Annotated in this window: 15 protein-coding genes; all 15 read right to left on the bottom strand. The window is 42.6% G+C overall.

All coding sequences use genetic code 11. The annotated features are described in order from the left end of the window. Positions 1-733: 733 nt before the first annotated feature. The 15 genes from BN997_RS23650 to ltrA all read right to left on the bottom strand — a co-directional run bounded on the left by BN997_RS23650 (position 734) and on the right by ltrA (position 17,198). A complete protein-coding gene (locus tag BN997_RS23650; RefSeq protein WP_256705208.1) occupies positions 734-856 on the bottom strand; it encodes a hypothetical protein in 123 nt (40 codons plus the stop codon). Positions 857-896: 40 nt separating this feature from the next. Next, positions 897-1,484 carry a TetR/AcrR family transcriptional regulator gene (locus BN997_RS02945; RefSeq protein WP_042529543.1) on the bottom strand — a complete coding sequence of 196 codons (588 nt, stop codon included), beginning with the start codon at positions 1,482-1,484 and terminating at the stop codon, positions 897-899. A 210-nt stretch (positions 1,485-1,694) separates the two neighbouring features. After that, positions 1,695-2,024, bottom strand: coding sequence for a sporulation transcriptional regulator SpoIIID (spoIIID, locus tag BN997_RS02940; RefSeq protein WP_042529541.1), 330 nt, complete (start codon positions 2,022-2,024; stop codon positions 1,695-1,697). Between the two features lie 500 nt (positions 2,025-2,524). Continuing rightward, positions 2,525-3,391 carry a stage II sporulation protein SpoIIQ gene (locus BN997_RS02935; RefSeq protein WP_042529539.1) on the bottom strand — a complete coding sequence of 289 codons (867 nt, stop codon included), beginning with the start codon at positions 3,389-3,391 and terminating at the stop codon, positions 2,525-2,527. Positions 3,392-3,662: 271 nt separating this feature from the next. Further along, a complete protein-coding gene (spoIID, locus tag BN997_RS02930) occupies positions 3,663-4,883 on the bottom strand; it encodes a stage II sporulation protein D (RefSeq protein WP_244882323.1) in 1,221 nt (406 codons plus the stop codon). Between the two features lie 572 nt (positions 4,884-5,455). Then, complete coding sequence (locus BN997_RS02925; RefSeq protein ID WP_042529536.1) at positions 5,456-6,487, bottom strand: ABC transporter ATP-binding protein; 1,032 nt, start codon at positions 6,485-6,487, stop codon at positions 5,456-5,458. A 4-nt stretch (positions 6,488-6,491) separates the two neighbouring features. Next, complete coding sequence (locus tag BN997_RS02920; RefSeq protein WP_042529533.1) at positions 6,492-7,427, bottom strand: C40 family peptidase; 936 nt, start codon at positions 7,425-7,427, stop codon at positions 6,492-6,494. Between the two features lies 1 nt (position 7,428). Next, a complete protein-coding gene (locus tag BN997_RS02915) occupies positions 7,429-8,550 on the bottom strand; it encodes a mandelate racemase/muconate lactonizing enzyme family protein (protein ID WP_042529531.1) in 1,122 nt (373 codons plus the stop codon). Positions 8,551-8,589: 39 nt separating this feature from the next. Then, entirely contained in the window at positions 8,590-9,504 is a 915-nt protein-coding gene (locus BN997_RS02910) for a S66 peptidase family protein (protein WP_042529529.1), read from the bottom strand. Between the two features lie 165 nt (positions 9,505-9,669). Beyond that, positions 9,670-11,361, bottom strand: a complete 1,692-nt coding sequence (locus BN997_RS02905; RefSeq protein ID WP_042529527.1) for a peptide ABC transporter substrate-binding protein — start codon at positions 11,359-11,361, stop codon at positions 9,670-9,672. A gap of 15 nt (positions 11,362-11,376) precedes the next feature. Continuing rightward, positions 11,377-12,381 carry an ABC transporter ATP-binding protein gene (locus BN997_RS02900; RefSeq protein ID WP_042529525.1) on the bottom strand — a complete coding sequence of 335 codons (1,005 nt, stop codon included), beginning with the start codon at positions 12,379-12,381 and terminating at the stop codon, positions 11,377-11,379. A 9-nt stretch (positions 12,382-12,390) separates the two neighbouring features. Continuing rightward, a complete protein-coding gene (locus BN997_RS02895; RefSeq protein WP_042529522.1) occupies positions 12,391-13,347 on the bottom strand; it encodes an ABC transporter permease in 957 nt (318 codons plus the stop codon). Beyond that, positions 13,344-14,282, bottom strand: a complete 939-nt coding sequence (locus tag BN997_RS02890; protein WP_042529520.1) for an ABC transporter permease — start codon at positions 14,280-14,282, stop codon at positions 13,344-13,346. Before BN997_RS02890 ends, BN997_RS02895 begins: the two co-directional genes overlap by 4 nt. A gap of 160 nt (positions 14,283-14,442) precedes the next feature. Continuing rightward, positions 14,443-15,267, bottom strand: coding sequence for a M55 family metallopeptidase (locus BN997_RS02885; protein WP_042529518.1), 825 nt, complete (start codon positions 15,265-15,267; stop codon positions 14,443-14,445). 656 nt (positions 15,268-15,923) lie between these two features. Next, on the bottom strand, positions 15,924-17,198 hold the full coding sequence (gene ltrA, locus BN997_RS02880) for a group II intron reverse transcriptase/maturase (RefSeq protein WP_042528596.1): 1,275 nt from the start codon (positions 17,196-17,198) through the stop codon (positions 15,924-15,926). Positions 17,199-17,253 lie beyond the last annotated feature (55 nt).

The raw sequence follows: 17,253 nt of genomic DNA, 5'->3' as shown, positions 1-17,253 counted from the left end.
TTAATAACTCAACTTTCGCACCTAAGAATAAGCATATACATCTTGCTATTTCAGGGTGAACATGTTCTCCATTACCATGCTTGCATTTTGGTGAGATATCCGGCCTTTTTGGAATTGGTGATGGTGCATAGCTCCGCTCCGGCCAACCACTCCGCTTTCCATGGGGACGGCTTCAGCTAACTTGAAAAGAAAACCGCTTTTCAAGTGGATCTTCAGCTCGCCCTGTTCCCATAGGAGTCTGCGTGGTTGGCCTGCGCTCTGATAGGATTCTACAGCGAATGAAAGAAATAACATTTTAATGAGCTGAATGAAATAGCAGCTTTCGTCTGAATAACCCAATCATGACAGTATGGATATGAAATACAGGGAATCGCTTCCATGCACAGAAAGTACTCTTGGCGGAACATTTTACCATGCAGCATGAAAAAGATGTTCTATCTGATTAAACATCTATTTGGTGAGTTTTTTTCACGTATAGAATATCCTACTAGCGGAGGCGGACCGTTTTGACTCCTGAGGGATCAGCACCATCTGAAGATCCACTTTTGCCAAGTGCTCTTCTTGGCAAAAGTTAGCTGAAGAGCGTGCCCCTAGGAAAGCAAAATGGTCCGCCGCAGCGGTGCTTTACACTTCACCATTTATTCTTTGTCAAGGGTGTTATCGAAGGAACGATCAACTCCTGTTTCTATAGAAACGAAATTACTTTTTAATGTGCGAAAGTTGAGTTAATAACTTATTTTTTAGAAAACTCGGTATATACTTCGCTTGATATTTCATCATTCATGCCTCTGACAGCATTGAGACCTGCGATTACTCGGTCTATTAAAACCGTTGTTGCAATTACTCGTCCTCTCAAAAGGCATTGCGGCTCCTTGCACTGATTAAAATATCGGTGTTTACATGTATTTAAAATGCAATTCCTCTAATAATGATTGCATCAACTGGCTTGCCAGCATAATCTGCTCTTCAAAATCAGCCCCATCGTATAATTTAATCCCCCAAAAGACGCCGTTACCAATCAAAACGAACTGCTTAATAATTCTGTCAATTTCGTCTGCCTGCATCTGCGGATAACTATTTCTTAATATTGAATCTAAGGAGGCAACAAGCCATTCATTATATCGCTTCATATGGTCATATAAATATTGCGAGATTCCCGGTATTGGAGAAGTTACTAATGAAATATAAGCATCCGTTCCTTCCATATCTCCTTTATGGTGGTCTGCAATCCCTTCAAACATGGCAGAAAAAATATTCTGAGCAGGCTCCTCCCGCTTCTCATTCAAAATACTTTTCATTTTATCAAAATGGTTATCCAAAAATTGCTTGAATGCCACGATAAACAAATCTTCTTTATTTTTGTAAAAAAAATAAATAGATGCCGGCTTAATACCAACCTCATTGGCTATTTTCCTCATTGTTGCGCCATGATACCCATTTAAAGCATATTGTTTCAGTGCTGCATCAATTAACTTTTTTTGCAATTCCTCACCACCTAACGATTGTTAGATTATTATATTACCTAACGTTCGTTCAGTCAATGAGTTATTTGATAATTTAATTTAAATAAAATCTTCTCCTAATTTGCATTAATAGGAATCATCCTTGATCTATTCGTGATTCTCCTTTGTACAAAGAAATGGCAACAAAAAACAATCCAACTTTTTGCTAAAAATTGGATTGTCTCTATTTTCCTAGCTTCCTTGTGCTTTTGGCCTGCTGGAGGAAGATAGGAATGTTTGTGTGATTTTTGTTTCAGTTAACGGCCCTTCCGTTGGCGGTGTTTTATACTTCTTTCTTGTTGCTTCTCCCCCGCGTAAATGGCGGATGGCTTTGTGATACTCTAAAATTTCTTTTACTTCCAGTGCCAGTTTGGGATTGATTTCCGGCAGGCGCTCTGTTAAATCCTTATGGACCGTACTTTTGGATACGCCAAATTCTTTTGCAATGGTGCGGACTGTTTTTCTGGTTTCTACAACATGCCTCCCTATTTTAATTGTCCTTTCTTTGATGTAATCATGCACACCGTTCGCCCCCCTAAGTTGTAATTCCGAGGTGTCGTTTGGACAGGGTGTATGTTTTGGGATAGGACTTATAAAAGGATGTTCAAAAAATCCTCAGAAAATGACACATCGAAATTCTACGTTAGCTTGCTATTCCGCTAACGTTGCGTTTTTAGCCGACTCGGTCCTTTTCATCGCACTTTTTTGAACACATACTATAATAAGCGGTTGACTATTTTTATGTAGTCAATAGTATATAAAAAAGGGTTCCACTTTAGATGAAGGATACTTCTAAATCACATGTCTTTTCACCTCAGACAGTTCGATTGCATGGTTTGTAATATCATCATATTAAAAAAAACGTTCCTTTATGCTTAAGTTTTGTACAAATAATTTCCGGGACAAGATGTATTTTCAAAAGTTCGTTCCTGTATTGCTTTAAAGGATGTTCAAAAAAGCCAATAAAAAACCGGCAATGAAGGATTCATCACCGGTTTTTTTGGTTTCCCAAGCATTTTTTATTATTCTTCTGAATTGTCCAATTCTACATCAATTTCTTCATCTGCTTCTTCGTCTTCATCACTTGGTACTTCTTCTTGCTCTGCTTCTTCTGCGTCTTCTGTATCTTCTTCAGGCTCTGTTACATCTTCTCCTGAAGTCGGTTCATCACTTACTGCTTCATCCTCTTCCGCACTCTCTTCTACGACAATGCTGGATGCCGGCTGTTCAAAGTAGCTTTCAGGATTCACTTCTTTGCCGTCTTTACGGATTTCAAAATGCACGTGTGTCCCGTTGTCTTTACCAAACAAGTTTTTTCCAGCTGTTCCCAGCTTGTCTCCTTGTTCAACCTTATCGCTGACAGTGACAGCTACATCTTCAAGACTAGCATAATACGTTTTTAAATCTTCACTATGAGATAAAACAACCACGTTGCCTAGTAATGGGTCTTCCTTCACTTCTTCTACTGTTCCGCTGATAGAAGCCAAAACATCAAATGATTCTGCATCTGCTGCTGCGATATCTACTCCTGTACTTTGATAGTAACGATTGTTGTAAAGTACAAGTGCATTTTCTCTGTCTTCTTGTTCTGCGTTGTAGTCAAAAAATTTAGTTACGATTTCTGCTTCATCTGTGTTTTCAAGCGGCATTCCTACCAATTCCTGCTGGTCAACTACCGGAACGGAATCTTCTTCATTCATTACTGGAAGATATTCTTCCTCTCCATTTCTTTGATCAGCCGGTTCTGAAACATCAGATCCTGCATTTTGATACCAAACGACTGCTGCTAATAAAACAGCTGCGATACTTAAATACATTGCTGGGAAAAACCATTTCTTGCGGAAAATTTGGCTCCATTTATTTTTTGGGCCTTTGAATTCCTCTTTCATTTTCATCACCTCTGCAACCATTGTGAGCAGAAAAAGAGAATTATATACATGGCTATGAAAAAATTTTTTGATTTTCATAATAAGTAGTTTATGCAGAGGTTTTCATAGATAGGTTATTTCCCTTTTATCCTGGTTTAAGATAGAAGGAAAAGCTTCATCGCAGCAGCTTCAAAAGCATCTGATTCTCAAACCATATGAAGCAGTTTTTTGCACATGAATAGAAAAGACATTGATAGGCTTACCCTATTTTTTTGATAAAAAATCCCCCGTCTCAGTTAGAAACGAGGGTTGGTGCTATTTCACCTATCTGGCTGATTTCAACATCTGTGTAATAGTGATGAATGATTTCTTCATAGTTTTTACCTTCTGCCGCCATGCCATTTGCTCCGTATTGACTCATGCCGACACCATGCCCATAGCCTTGTGTTGTAAAAATCAAATGGCTGTCACTCTGTTCAATGGTAAAGTCACTGGATCTTAAGCCCAATTTATCGCGAAAATCCGGACCAGTAAATGCATTTCCGGCAACGGTTATTTCATCTACTCTGCCGCTGTCTGTATGGCTGATCTCCATCGGAATGGCCTTATCATCCTGAAGCGGGATTTCTAAAGCCTCGGATACCTCTGCGACAGTCAGCGTTGTCTGCTGGGTGAATTCTGGTGACGCTTCATCCCAAGGACTCTCTACACTGCGCAGGTAGGCAACCTCGCCTTCCCAATAATCCTCTGAATTTTCCGTGTATCCATTGCTGGTGGAGAAGAAGGAGGCCGTAATCGGCGCACTATTGTAAGTAATAATCTGCCCTTCTGTCTCTTTCACCGCTTGATTTATTTTGTTCATTTTTTCATGATATTCTGCTCCCCACTGTTCTTGGAGCTCCTGTTCACTTTTATATACTTGATGCTGTGTCGAATCGGTCAGGTCATAGCTGTCGTTTTTCTCGCCGTTTAATAAAAAGTTAACTGTAAATGTTCTTGCAGCAATCGCCTGTGCTTTTAATGCCTCCAGTTCAAACTCTGCCGGCATCTCCGAAGAAACCACACCAGCGACATATTGCTCTACCGGAACATTTTCCACTTCTTCATTACTCACGCGCATGACAGAAACATTGAATGGAGAAGCCCCGACTTCTACTGCTTCGTCGCTGGTTGCTGTCTCTTCTGGAGGATTTTCTGGCTCATCCTCTTCATCTGGCTTTGCTTCCTCCTTATTGTCTACCGTCTCTGAGCCTACGCTAATTTGATTCTCTGTCTTAGACATTTGCACAACTACTGTCGGGACAGCAAGAATAAAAATTATCATAACCATAAAAACCGTGATGACTATCTGCTTCCAAGGAGACGGGCGCTGAGGCTTATAATGCACTGATTTCCGATTAGAAAAAGGTACGATTTTCTGCATTGGCTGGTTCGATATCCTGTTTTTCTGCTTTAATTGCTTCATTTTCTTATGAATTGCTGTGTTTTTCCGTTTATATTTTTTGTTATACACGTTCCTCCTCCTTTTCTTAAGAGTGATAAGCTGTTTATATCTATCATGCCTACTATTAAATCTATACATTTTGCCGGCAAAATAGACCTTTTCTTAAGAAAAAATGTAAGAAGTACGTTATGCAAATGGAAAATTAAAAAGGAAGCTTTATTCAGCGGGGAGGTTTTGCGACCCTGCGGAATAAGGGTTAAAAACTTGGTGCGTGACATTCTCGGACCGCGATTACCAATGTTGTCAGGTTAAAACGCCGCTGCGACGGGTTTTGGCGGGGTGAGTAATCGCAACCCCAGAAAAACACTACGCTAGATAGGTTTTATTACTATCTGTATCAAAATTAATAAAATTCACTAATCTAAAAGCATTGCTTCCATTACGCGTCCCATCGAAAACCATTGCAATCAGGCGTTCCGCCAAAAACATTTATGGTATCGTCTATAGTAAAACATCGTATCCAACAAGAAATTTGGACAGGCTTCCATTATCTCACTTATCAAAAAATTTCGCTTTTATGATATACACACAAAAAACCATAGAAGGGCTCTATTGTTTAAGAGTTTCCATGGTTTCTCCTGCTATGATTGGATTTCTTCTTCGACCATTTCTTTTGTCCGCTGCGGTCCTGTTGTCAGGCTGTCTTGATAATTTTTATCATAGAGGTGACAGGCTACACGATGCCCGGGATCTATCTCTTGCCATACCGGCTTGACGTCCTTGCATATCTCCATTGCCATGGGGCATCTTGTTCGAAATACACAGCCAGAGGGCGGGTTGATAGGGCTTGGCAATTCGCCTTCTAAAATAATCCGCTCTCTCTTTTCTTCTATATCCGGATCAGGGATCGGGATAGCTGATAGCAGGGCTTTGGTATAAGGATGCAATGGATTTTCATAGAGCGCTTCTCCGCTTGTTTCCTCTACTAAATTCCCTAGATACATTACGCCGATCCGGTCTGAAAATTGCTTTACCATCGATAGGTCATGGGCAATAAATAAGAACGTCAGCCCTTTTTCCCGCTGCAGCCGCTTCATCAGATTGACGACCTGCGCCTGCACAGAAACGTCCAATGCAGAGATAGGCTCATCCGCAATAATAAAGTCCGGGTTCAGCGCGAGCGCTCTTGCAATTCCGATTCGCTGGCGCTGTCCGCCGCTGAACTCATGCGGATAGCGGTTCACATGATCCCGGCTGAGCCCTACCTCTTCCAACAGTTCATATATCCGGTTCATCAGATCTTTTTTCTTCTTAAAAACCCCATGTACCTCCAGCGGCTCAGAGATAATTTCCCTAATGGTAGACCGGGGATTCAGCGAAGCATAGGGGTCCTGAAAAATCATCTGCATCTTACGGTAGAGAGCGAATTGTTCCTTTTCCGTCAACCCATGGACATTTTCATAATTAAACCAGACATCCCCGCTTGTTTTTTCATATAATCCTAGAATCGTGCGGCCGATGGTAGATTTTCCGCAGCCGGATTCGCCAACCAGCCCATACGTTTCCCCTTTAAAAATATGAAAAGATACATCATTAACAGCTTTTAAAATATCTGACCTCCCGACATCAAAGTATTTCACTAGATTTTTTACTTCCAGGATTTTATCTTCCATCTCCTCACCTCCAGTATCTTCTTGCTGCGCAGAGCTCCTTTTCATACTCGGTCCCTTTTAAAGGCGTGATTTCCACCCCTTTTCCGGTTTGCGGGGAATGCAGCATTTCTCCATTTCCTTTATAGATGCCGACATGATGGATGGCTCCTTTCCCTTCCTGATAGGCAAAGAAAAGCAAATCTCCCGGCTTGAGGGCATCGATTGCAATTTCTTCTCCCGCCCTCGCCTGGTCTCCCGCATCCCGGGCAATCCAGTAACCATTCGCTTTATGTGCAGCATAGGCCAGACCGGAACAATCATAGCCGAAGGAGCTCATCCCTCCCCAGAAATAATCCAATCCGATGAAGGGAAGAGCTGCAGTGACAATATCTGCTCCGCTGCCCTGTTTTATCCCGTCCTCTTTTGCCACGGTGACTGTTTTTTCTTTGGCGATCTGCTGCTTTCCGGATGGTGTTTGTACATAAACATGTGCTTCCCTCTCCCCTAAATAAGGCAGTATCGTTAAATAACTCAGCTGGATGCGCGTGTCTTTCGCCGGGTCTTCCAGCCAGGCATTGTCTGTCTTCACCACAATATATTTATCCTGAAGCCATGCTTCTTTATCCACGCTTGTCAATTGCCGGAGAGGGATATATCCAGGATAGCCTCTGGAATCTTTTTTGGACGGCTGGAACGGAGCAATCACATGCGCCCAGTCTCCCTCTTCTTCTAAAACGATAACAGGCTCGCCATATAGCGTTTGCGATTGTACGCGATTTTCATTACATAGTGCCAAGCTTTCCTCATAGGTTAAGGAATTGACCCATTTTAATATATCTGTAGGATGGGAGGTTCCATCTTTATCCTCTGCTCTGGCTGCCTGCGGATTGGTCCAAATTGTTGCAGCCTGTACATTTGTTACATGGAATGTTTTCGGAAGCTCCTTCAACAACTGCTGCATTCTACCAGCTCCCTTCCCTTTTGATTGTTTGCAGATAAGCTTTCTTCACTGATTTTATCCCGAGTCCGGATTGATTTGAAAACGTAATTTGATTTCCCTTTCCCTGATACTGGATACCGCCTTCCAAAATATCATCGGACAGCATCAGCGGCGCATCAAAATCAAAGCGGGTCACCGCCGGATGACTGGCTGCAAAATGAGCTGCTGCGGTAATGCCCAGCTTGGTCTCTATCATGCTTCCGACCATACATGAGACACCAAAATCCTGAGCCAGGTTCGCGATTTTTATAGCCTGATGGATTCCGCCGGACTTCATTAATTTAATATTGATTAAATCTGCCGCCCCCATTTCCAGCACACGGCATGCATCCTGTGTGGAAAATACCGCTTCATCAGCCATAATTGGTGTTGTGGTACGTTCGGTAATATATTTGAGCGCCTGCACATCATGTGCCGGCACAGGCTGCTCTACCAATTCCAAATTTAATCCCAGCTCTTCCATTTGTGTAATAGCTTTCACAGCCTCTTTCGCCGTCCAGCCCTGGTTGGCATCTAACCGTATCAGGACATCCTCTCCTGCAGCTTTCCTGATAGCAGCTACCCGTTCTATATCTTTTTCTGCCGGGTCCTTGCCTACTTTCACCTTTAAAATCCGAAACCCATTCTCTTTATATAATTTTGCATCCTGCTCCATCTGTTCCGTCTCATTCACGCTGACCGTATAATCATTTTCAATCTGCGAACGATAGCCTCCCAGGTATTGATATAAAGGCTGTTCGGCTGCTTGAGCAAGACAATCATACAATGCCATATCCACTGCAGCCTTGGCGCTTGTATTGCCTGTAATTGCTTTCTCTAAACGGGCAAATACAGCTGCATAAGAACATAATGATGCATCGATTATAACCGGACGGAGCACTTTATCCATTGCATAATGGATGCTCGCCAGGCTTTCCCCTGTAATAACATGTGTCGGCGGGGCTTCTCCCCAGCCAGTGATGCCATTATCGCAGGTTATTTTCACAACTATACTTTCCGCAATGGTTACTGTGCGCAACGCTGTTTTAAATGGGGTATGCAATGGAATCGAGCTATGATAAAGTTCCAAATCAACAATCTTCATGCTAAACAGCCCTTTCTATGTGGGTAATTCTCTCTTTCATTAACGGACTCCCGGCGACAGCTGAAGTGTTTTCGTTCTGCTGGATAACGTTGCTTTTGCCCCCAAAGGAATAGAGAAATGCGGAAAACAGTGGCCAATTCGGAAACCGGCAACAACCGGCTTGGTATAATTTCTAAAATAATGTTTCCAGACTTCCTCCATCCTCAGACTGGGCTGGACTTTCGGTTCAGCTTCCGCAAAGTCGCCAATAATGATACCGGCAGCATCCTTTAGTTTCCCAGCCAGACGAAGCTGGTTCATCATCCCGTCAACTCGATACGGCTCCTCTCCAATATCCTCGATGAACAGCAGCTTATCCTTTGTTACAATTTCATAGGGCGTTCCGATTGTCTGCACCAGGAGAGAAAGATTTCCACCGACAATGCTGCCCGTGGCTTCTCCTTCTCGATAGACAGTCAGCGGAGAAATGCTTTCCGAATAAATGAGATTGGTCGGCCCGAACAACTGTCTAAACAGCTGACTGGAAAGCGTATCGAAGTCTTTTTTCACCATATCCGATGCCGGCATCGGGCCATGGAACGTAATCAGGCCTGTTGCTTGCCGGATAGCTGTATGTAAAAATGTAATATCGCTGTATCCCCAGATAATTTTGGGATTTTTTTTGATTAATTTCATATCTAATTTATCAATGAAACGCCCCGTACCGTATCCGCCTCTGGCAAAAATGATCGCTTTGATGTTCCGGTCGGCAACCATCTGATGAAAATCTGCTAACCGATGGGTATCCTTTCCTGCTAAATAGCCATATTGATCATAGACATGCTGTCCAAGCTTTATCCTTAAACCCATATTTTCAAAAAAGGAGAAGGATTGCTCCAGTTTTTCTTTTTTTACAGGACCGGCCGGCGCAATCATTCCGATGGTGTCCCCAGTTTTCAAACGATAAGAAAGCATCTATATATCCTCCTTTTTTGGCAGTTAAGAAAGTATAAACTTTCTTACTGCATAAGTGTAACTAAGGTTGTCATCTAAGGGCTTAGTGACAACCAAGTTTTCTAAAAACAGAGACAGGCTCATATATGAATGAGCCTATCCTGTTTACCGCAGTTCCCCTGTACCTTACTCCGTCTTATCTGCGTATTTCAAATCAAAGTATCCTACCGGGTGGCGAAGGATTCCCTCCACGCCATCTGCTTCCAGAACAACCACGTTATAGTAGCGGATTGGCATGGCAATCATTTCTTCAGCCAGCATTCTTTCTGCTTCGTATAGATATTCATAGCGCTGCTCTTCATCTGTTTCGCTTTTACCTTTTTGAATCAGCTCGTCATATTCTTCACTTTCAAACCCGGTACGGTTCATATAAGAATCTGAGACAAAGCTTTCTAAGAAGTTGACTGGATCAGCATAATCATTGATAAATGAGCTTCTGGAGAATTGCAGTTCCAGATTTTGCTGCGCTTCTGCAAACACATTCCATTCCTGGTTCTCCAGTGTGACCTCCACGCCTAAGTTTTCACTCAACATATTTTGCATGGCTTCTGCAATCGCTTGAATAGTGTCGCTGGTATTAAAGGATAGTACAATCGGCGGCAGCTCATCATAGCCTTCTTCCTTCATTCCTTCTGCGAGCAGCTCTTGGGCACGTTCCGGATCAAATGCTACTAAATCGCCGTTTTCTTCACGGAAATCGTTTCCGTCCGGTGCGGTAAAGCCAGGTGATACAAAACCGTATGCAGGCTCTACCCCTTGTTTAACGACGTATTCCGCAATATCATCGCGGTTAATAGCGTATGAAAACGCCTGTCTGATTTTCTTATTTTGGAACGGTTCTTCTGTCAGGTTAAAACGAAAGAATTCCAGTCCGCCATATTCCCCGATAAATACATTATCTCCATCTATCAATTCATCAGATAGCTCTGGAGGCACGCTCGCTGTATCCAGCTCGCCTGTCTGGAACATTTGGTATTGTGTATTTGAATCGTTAACCATGGAAAAATGAACATAATCCAGGTTAACAGCATCTGCATCCCAATATTCTGGATTCTTTGCAAAAATCATTTCACTATCATGATCCCATGAATCTAACATGTATGGACCATTTGCTACAAACGTATCTGCTTCAGCATGCCAGTCTGGCGTTTCTTCAGCAACCTGATGGTTGATTGGGAAAAATGCCGGGTTGGTAAGCAAATCCAGGAAGAATCCAGTCGGCTGAATTAAAACAACTTCCAATGTCTTATCATCAATGGCTGTGACATTGACATCATCGGCCGAACCTTCCCCGCTGTTGTATTCTTCTCCGCCTTCAATGTAGTAAGCTAAAAATGCGGCAGCAGAAGCTGTATCAGGGTCCAGCATATGCTTCCAGGCAAAGACAAAATCTTCTGCAACCACAGGGTCTCCATTAGACCAATTGGCATCCTCCCGCAAATGGAATGTATACGTCAATCCATCCTCAGAAATATCCCAGCTCTCTGCCACCCCTTCTGCTGCTTCTGAATTCTCATCCAGACGTGTCAACCCTTCCATCAGATTATTCAAAGGATCCCAAGATACCTGATCAAAACCAATGGATGGATCGAGGGAGGTCGGCTCTTGACCGTTGTTGATATATAATGTCTTTCCATCCAGATCCGGCGTTTCTTCTGCAGCGGCATCCTCTCCGCCCTCCTCGCCTTCCGCTTCTTCTGCTGTATCCGTGTCCGCATCATCCGGCTCTTCTCCTGCATCCTCGCCCGCTGTACATGCAGCGAGAACAAATGCTGTAAAAAGTACCAGGAGTACCCATAAAAGCTTCTTTCTACTCATTGTTTTGCCCCCTTTTTAAGTTTGTAAGACATTTGCAGCTAACAGCCGCTTGGCCCGCTCATCTTGCAGCCAGCAATCCACATAATGTGTATCGCTGATTTTTTCTGGAGCGGGGTAAACTTTATCACACACCTCCATCGCAAATGGACATCGCGCTGTAAAAGGACATCCCTTTGGAGGTGAGAATAAATCAGGTGGTGTACCAGCAATCGGCTTTAATTCTTCCTTGGCATCTAATCTGGGAACAGAATGGAGCAGCCCTTGTGTGTATGGATGCTTCGATTCGTAGAATATTTCCCGTTTGCTGCCGGATTCAATAATTTTCCCAGCATACATCACAACAATGCGGTCTGCTATCTTTGCGACCACGCCCAGGTCATGCGTAATCAAAATAATCGATACCCCAGTCCGCTCCTGGATGGTTGCAAACAATTCCAAAATCTGTGCTTGAATGGTCACATCCAGTGCAGTCGTCGGCTCATCCGCTATCAGCAAATCCGGATCACAGATTAGAGCAATTGCAATCACAATCCGCTGACGCATTCCCCCGCTAAACTGATGCGGATATTGTTTTAAACGTTCCTCCGGGTTAGGAATTCCGACCAGGTTCATCATTTCAACCGCTTTTGCCTTCGCTTGTGCCCCCGATATTTTCTTATGTTCCTTTAACCCCTCCATCAGCTGTGTGCCAATGGTCAAGGTTGGATTAAGTGCTGTCATTGGATCTTGAAAAATCATTGAAATATCTACTCCGCGGATGGATCGCATTTTCTTCTCCGAATATGCTGCCAGATCCTGCCCTTTAAAAATAACGGAGCCTTTCGTGATTTTCCCTGGCGGATCCGGAATCAGCCGCATAATGGCATTGGAGGTAACACTTTTTCCGCAGCCGGATTCCCCGACGATTGCTAAGGTTTCTCCTTTATCCAAGTGAAAACTGACGCCCCGGACAGCTTGGACTGTCCCTCCATACGTAGTAAAGGTCACATGCAAGTCGTTTACCTCGAGTATTCTTTCCAAGTTGCCCACCTACTTTCTTAATTTCGGATCAAGTGCATCCTGCAGACCGTCCCCCAAGACATTGAAGGCAAACATCGTAAAAGAGATAAAAAATGCCGGGAAGAACAAAGTCCACCAGTTTCCGGATAAAATCGCTCCTAATGAATCGTTTGCCATCACTCCCCAGCTGGCAAACGGGGCTTGAATCCCAAGACCGATAAAGCTTAAGAATGCTTCGGCAAATATTGCAGACGGCACGGTTAAGGTCATTTGAACAATAATGGGTCCCATCGTATTCGGAAGGAGGTTCTTCCGGATGATCCGCGATGTTTTCGTACCAAATGATTTCGAAGCGAGGACAAATTCATAGTTTTTAATTTGCAGCACCTGTCCCCGCACAATTCGGGCCATCCCTACCCAGCCGGTAATGGTCAAGGCCAGAATAATCGTTCCAAGACTCGGCCCGAGTACAACTAAAAGTAAAATAACAACTAATAGATAAGGCAAGCCATATAACACTTCAATCATACGCATCATCACATTATCCGTACGGCCGCCCTTGTAACCGGAGATTCCTCCCCAGATAATCCCGATGGTGACGTCAATCAAGGCAGCTACCAGACCGACAAATAAGGAAATACGGGCGCCGTACCACGTCCGTGTAAACACATCTCTCCCTGCATTATCCGTGCCAAACCAATGCTCCATCGAAGGCGGCTGATACTGATTCGGAAGGTCTTGTCTGTTTACTTCATAAGGAGAAATAACCGGACCGAAAATAGCCATAATCGTCAGTAAGACGAGAAAGATCAGCCCAAGCATGGCCATCTTATTTTTCACCAGACGCCGCCAGGCATCCTGCCAATACGATAAGGATGGACGGGACACTTCCTCCATTTTTTCTTTATCCTTTTCTTTCCACGAAAACCATTCATCAGGGATAGCGGCCGGTGTCTCAAAATGCTCCATTTCTTTCTCTGGTTTCATCTTGATCTGCCCCCTTTCTGATGCATCTTGATTCGTGGATCAAGTATTCCATAGACAATGTCCACCAGGAAAAGCATAATAATCAAGAAAGCGCTGTAAAAAACAGTGGTCCCCATAATTACCGGGTAATCACGCTGGTTAATGCTTTCCACAAAATATCTTCCCATTCCCGGTATCGCAAAAATCTGTTCAATCACAAAGGTTCCTGTCAAGATCCCTGCAAAGAGGGTTCCCATAATCGTTACAACTGGCATTAACGCGTTCCGGAGCGCATGCTTGAAAATGACCTTCCAAGGCGACAGTCCTTTTGCCTTTGCCATTTTAATATAATCCTGTGTCAGCACCTCCAGCATTGTAGAGCGTGTCAAACGGGCAATAATTGCCATTGGTCCTGTCGCAAGCGCAAGGATAGGAAGCACCATGTGAGCGGGGCTTCTCCAGGTGGCTGCCGGAAATATTTCCAAATTTACCGCCAGCTGCTGAATAAGAATCGTAGCTAAAATAAAGTTTGGTATCGAGATGCCTAAAACAGCAATCCCCATAGTTAGATAATCAAGAAAGCCGTTATGCCGCAGCGCTGCAATTATTCCAATCAATACGCCGGAAACGACTGCCAGGGCAATCGTGATGATTCCCAGTTCAAAGGAAATGGGAAAACCCCGTGATAAAAGGTCATTTACTGTCTGATTAGGCTGCTTGATAGAAGGTCCGAATTCAAAGGTGACAATGGATTTAATGTAAAGCAAATATTGTATGTAGTAAGGCTGATCTAAATTATAATGCGCCTCCAGGTTAGCCTGTACCGTTGCATTTGATGACTGATCTGTGTTAAAAGGAGATCCTGGTATATTTACCATTAATACAAAAGTAAGGGTAATGATCACCCATAGCGTAACAATCATAATAAGTAAGCGCTTAAAAATGTATTTCAGCATACCTTTCACCTCACTATCATATCTTTTTATAAAAAAACATTCCGTATATAAAGAAAAGAAAAACGAACCTGTTAATTAAAAAGAATAAATCAGCTTGTTACTAATGATAAATATGTTTGTTTCTTGTATTCATTACACTTTAAGAGGTGGTTTAGAAGCTTTAGGAAAATGTTGTCTGCATGGCCAGTTCCGTCATAACCAGCATCGCTTGATAGGCTTCCTTCATATCTTTTGCCTGGAAGCGCACTTTGGTTGTGCCGGGAATCCATAGCGTGCCGGGCATTAAATTGGCCCATTCTGCCTGTCCGCTGTTATTAAATTCGATCGTCAGCTCTGGATTTTCTGGAGGAATCAATGGGGATACAAGCTTGCGGTTATCCAGAGCGAGCTTTACTTTTTCTTTAAGCAACAGACCTGCTTTTTTAGGTGTTAAACTTTTTACGGAGGATCTCGAGATTGTTTCCTTTACAACAGCAGTGGTGACATGCGGGATTAATTTCTCTGCTTCTGCCGCTGCCTGGTCATCTCCTGCTACAAATAAAACAGGTACACCAAAGTATCCGGCAAGATATGCATTCATTCCCATCTCCCCGATACAATGATCATTCAGATAAAAGTTACGGATAGCGTGTATCATTGAGTGTGACATCACCCCGCGCTGCCCTGCTCTTGCATGATAACCTACAAAGAAAACACCGCTATAGCTGTCATTTAATCCTTGCATCATTGAAAAGGGCTTGACCTCTCCCGTTATTAATAAGGCATCCGGATGAATCTCATCAATAAGTAAATTGTTCATCTTGGAATGGCTGTCGTTCACTAATACTTCTTCTGCTCCTTCATCAAAGGCAGCTTGAATCACGTAATTTGCTTCATCCGTCATTATTTTGCGGGCTCTTTCATAATTATGCTTCCGCCAATCCACAAAGCTGGCGTCGGGAAGTCCTGTTATTCCTTCCATATCCACAGAGATATACATTTTCATTTTCATCACCCAATCGAAATATTAGTAATTTTCTCAAATATAGCATGTTTCATGAAAAGTGAGAAGAGAAATATTGTAAAAAAATGAATTATCACTCATTTCTTTTTCTAACATTTTATTTCGAAAAACGAATAGACTGCTGATTTAACGTAACTTGTTACTAACCATATCTATTTAATAAGATTTGAAAAAATAATTCTTTGTACCTATATGCTTTAAAATGAAGGTTTTACCTTCTAGCTACCGCTACAGAAAAACACTACGCTTTCCGTGGGCTTGAGCTCAGCCTCCTCAAAAAAAAGAAGTTCGCTTTTTTTCTGCGGGGTCTTCCCTCCGCGCTTTCCCACAACGGACAGGACGTCCTAGTGTCGGTCGTTGGTCACAGGACGTGACCGTTCTTAGTCGACCAGGAATCTCCGTGTTTTTCTTCCGCTAGATAGTTTTTTACTACTTTTCTGTAGCAAATGTACTGTAACAAATATAATATTCATTAAAATTAATTAACCTGATAACATTGCTGCGATTAGTCGTCCTATCAAAAACTGTCGCTTGTTATAGAGGTTAATTACAGAAAAATCGAGTAGAGGGAAAAGCTAAATAACTTTTCGCCCCTCTCACACCACCAGTACATACGGTTCCGTATACGGCGGTTCAATTTATATTTCAGTGTGTACTTTTAGATAACGGTCTAAGGCAAAGGGGATACCTCTTTGCTTTAGTCTTTTATTAGACAATGCTCTCTGAACAACTTTCGACAACCCAGTAAATCGGAAACCTTTCCTACAATAGGTTAGCCCCTTGGCTTCTTCCTTTGGTATACCAAGTTGTATGAGAGATTTAATTCTCTTTTTGTTGTTCTTCCATTGTTTCCAGATAATTACTCTTATTCTGGAGCGCAACTTCGCATCTATAGACTCTAAAACGCTCTTCATATTAGCTACCCTAAAATAGTTGACCCAACCATACATGACCTGTTTTAACTTGATGATTCTGTCGTTTAAGGAAATACTCCAATTTCGCTTTGTTAATCGGCGCAGTTTCCTTTGGAATTTTTGAACCGACGTTTTACTGGGTCTCGGTTGAAATTTCCTCTTATTTGAGTCATAGTAAAAACCAAAGCCTAGAAATGTTGTTTTCGTAGGGCGTGAGATTTTACTTTTCTCCATATTTACCTTTAGCCCCAGTTTCTCTTCGATAAATGTTGTAATGGAAGTAAGAACTCTATTTGCCGCCTTTTCACTTTTGACAAAGATAAGGCTATCGTCTGCGTATCTTACGAAACGCAGACCTCTTGCCTCCAGTTCCTTATCTAACTCATTCAACATAATGTTACTTAGAAGTGGACTAAGGTTGCCTCCCTGTGGGGTTCCTATAGTTGTATCTTCATATTTCCCATCGACCATCACACCACTTACGAGGTATTTTCGTATCAGAGAAATGACATCACCATCTTTGATTGTGTGCGAGATTATTCGCATTAACTTATCATGATGGACAGTATCGAAAAATCGTTCCAGGTCAATATCCACTAACCACTGGTATCCGTCATTGATATATTCCAATACTTGCGTGATTGCCATTTCGCAACTTCTTCTTGGTCTGAAACCATAACTGTAGTCACTGAATTGTTTTTCAAATATCGGGCTGAGCACTTGACTAATTGCCTGTTGGACAACTCTGTCAACCACTGTTGGAATACCCAATTTGCGCATCTTTCCATTTTCTTTCGGAATTTCTACGCGCAGTGCTGGCATTGGTTTGTATTTTCTTTTCTGGATTTGCGTTCGCAATTCCTCTTTGTGTTTCCTTAGGTATGCTTTCAGTTCATTTACTGTTACGCCGTCTACCCCACCTGCACCTTTGTTTCGGTACACTCGAAGATAGGCTTCGTTCATATTTTGATCGCTTAAAATCTTTTCTAAAATTTCCACACTCGTTTCTTCCTTTCCTTTCATGTGACGGAGAACACTTCTATTTTGACTATCC

Origin of the sequence: Oceanobacillus oncorhynchi (assembly GCF_000821065.1) — a bacterium.
Lineage (GTDB): Bacteria > Bacillota > Bacilli > Bacillales > Amphibacillaceae > Oceanobacillus > Oceanobacillus oncorhynchi.
This window is presented reverse-complemented; position numbering and strand designations above follow the sequence as displayed.

Bases quoted from the DNA above. Each gene is read 5' to 3' on its own strand.
- BN997_RS02935 (WP_042529539.1), bottom strand. From the start codon at position 3,391: ATGAAAGAGGAATTCAAAGGCCCAAAAAATAAATGGAGCCAAATTTTC.
- BN997_RS02925 (WP_042529536.1), bottom strand. From the start codon at position 6,487: ATGGAAGATAAAATCCTGGAAGTAAAAAATCTAGTGAAATACTTTGAT.
- BN997_RS02920 (WP_042529533.1), bottom strand. From the start codon at position 7,427: ATGCAGCAGTTGTTGAAGGAGCTTCCGAAAACATTCCATGTAACAAAT.
- BN997_RS02915 (WP_042529531.1), bottom strand. From the start codon at position 8,550: ATGAAGATTGTTGATTTGGAACTTTATCATAGCTCGATTCCATTGCAT.
- BN997_RS02910 (WP_042529529.1), bottom strand. From the start codon at position 9,504: ATGCTTTCTTATCGTTTGAAAACTGGGGACACCATCGGAATGATTGCG.
- BN997_RS02905 (WP_042529527.1), bottom strand. From the start codon at position 11,361: ATGAGTAGAAAGAAGCTTTTATGGGTACTCCTGGTACTTTTTACAGCA.
- BN997_RS02895 (WP_042529522.1), bottom strand. From the start codon at position 13,347: ATGAAACCAGAGAAAGAAATGGAGCATTTTGAGACACCGGCCGCTATC.
- BN997_RS02890 (WP_042529520.1), bottom strand. From the start codon at position 14,282: ATGCTGAAATACATTTTTAAGCGCTTACTTATTATGATTGTTACGCTA.
- BN997_RS02885 (WP_042529518.1), bottom strand. From the start codon at position 15,267: ATGAAAATGTATATCTCTGTGGATATGGAAGGAATAACAGGACTTCCC.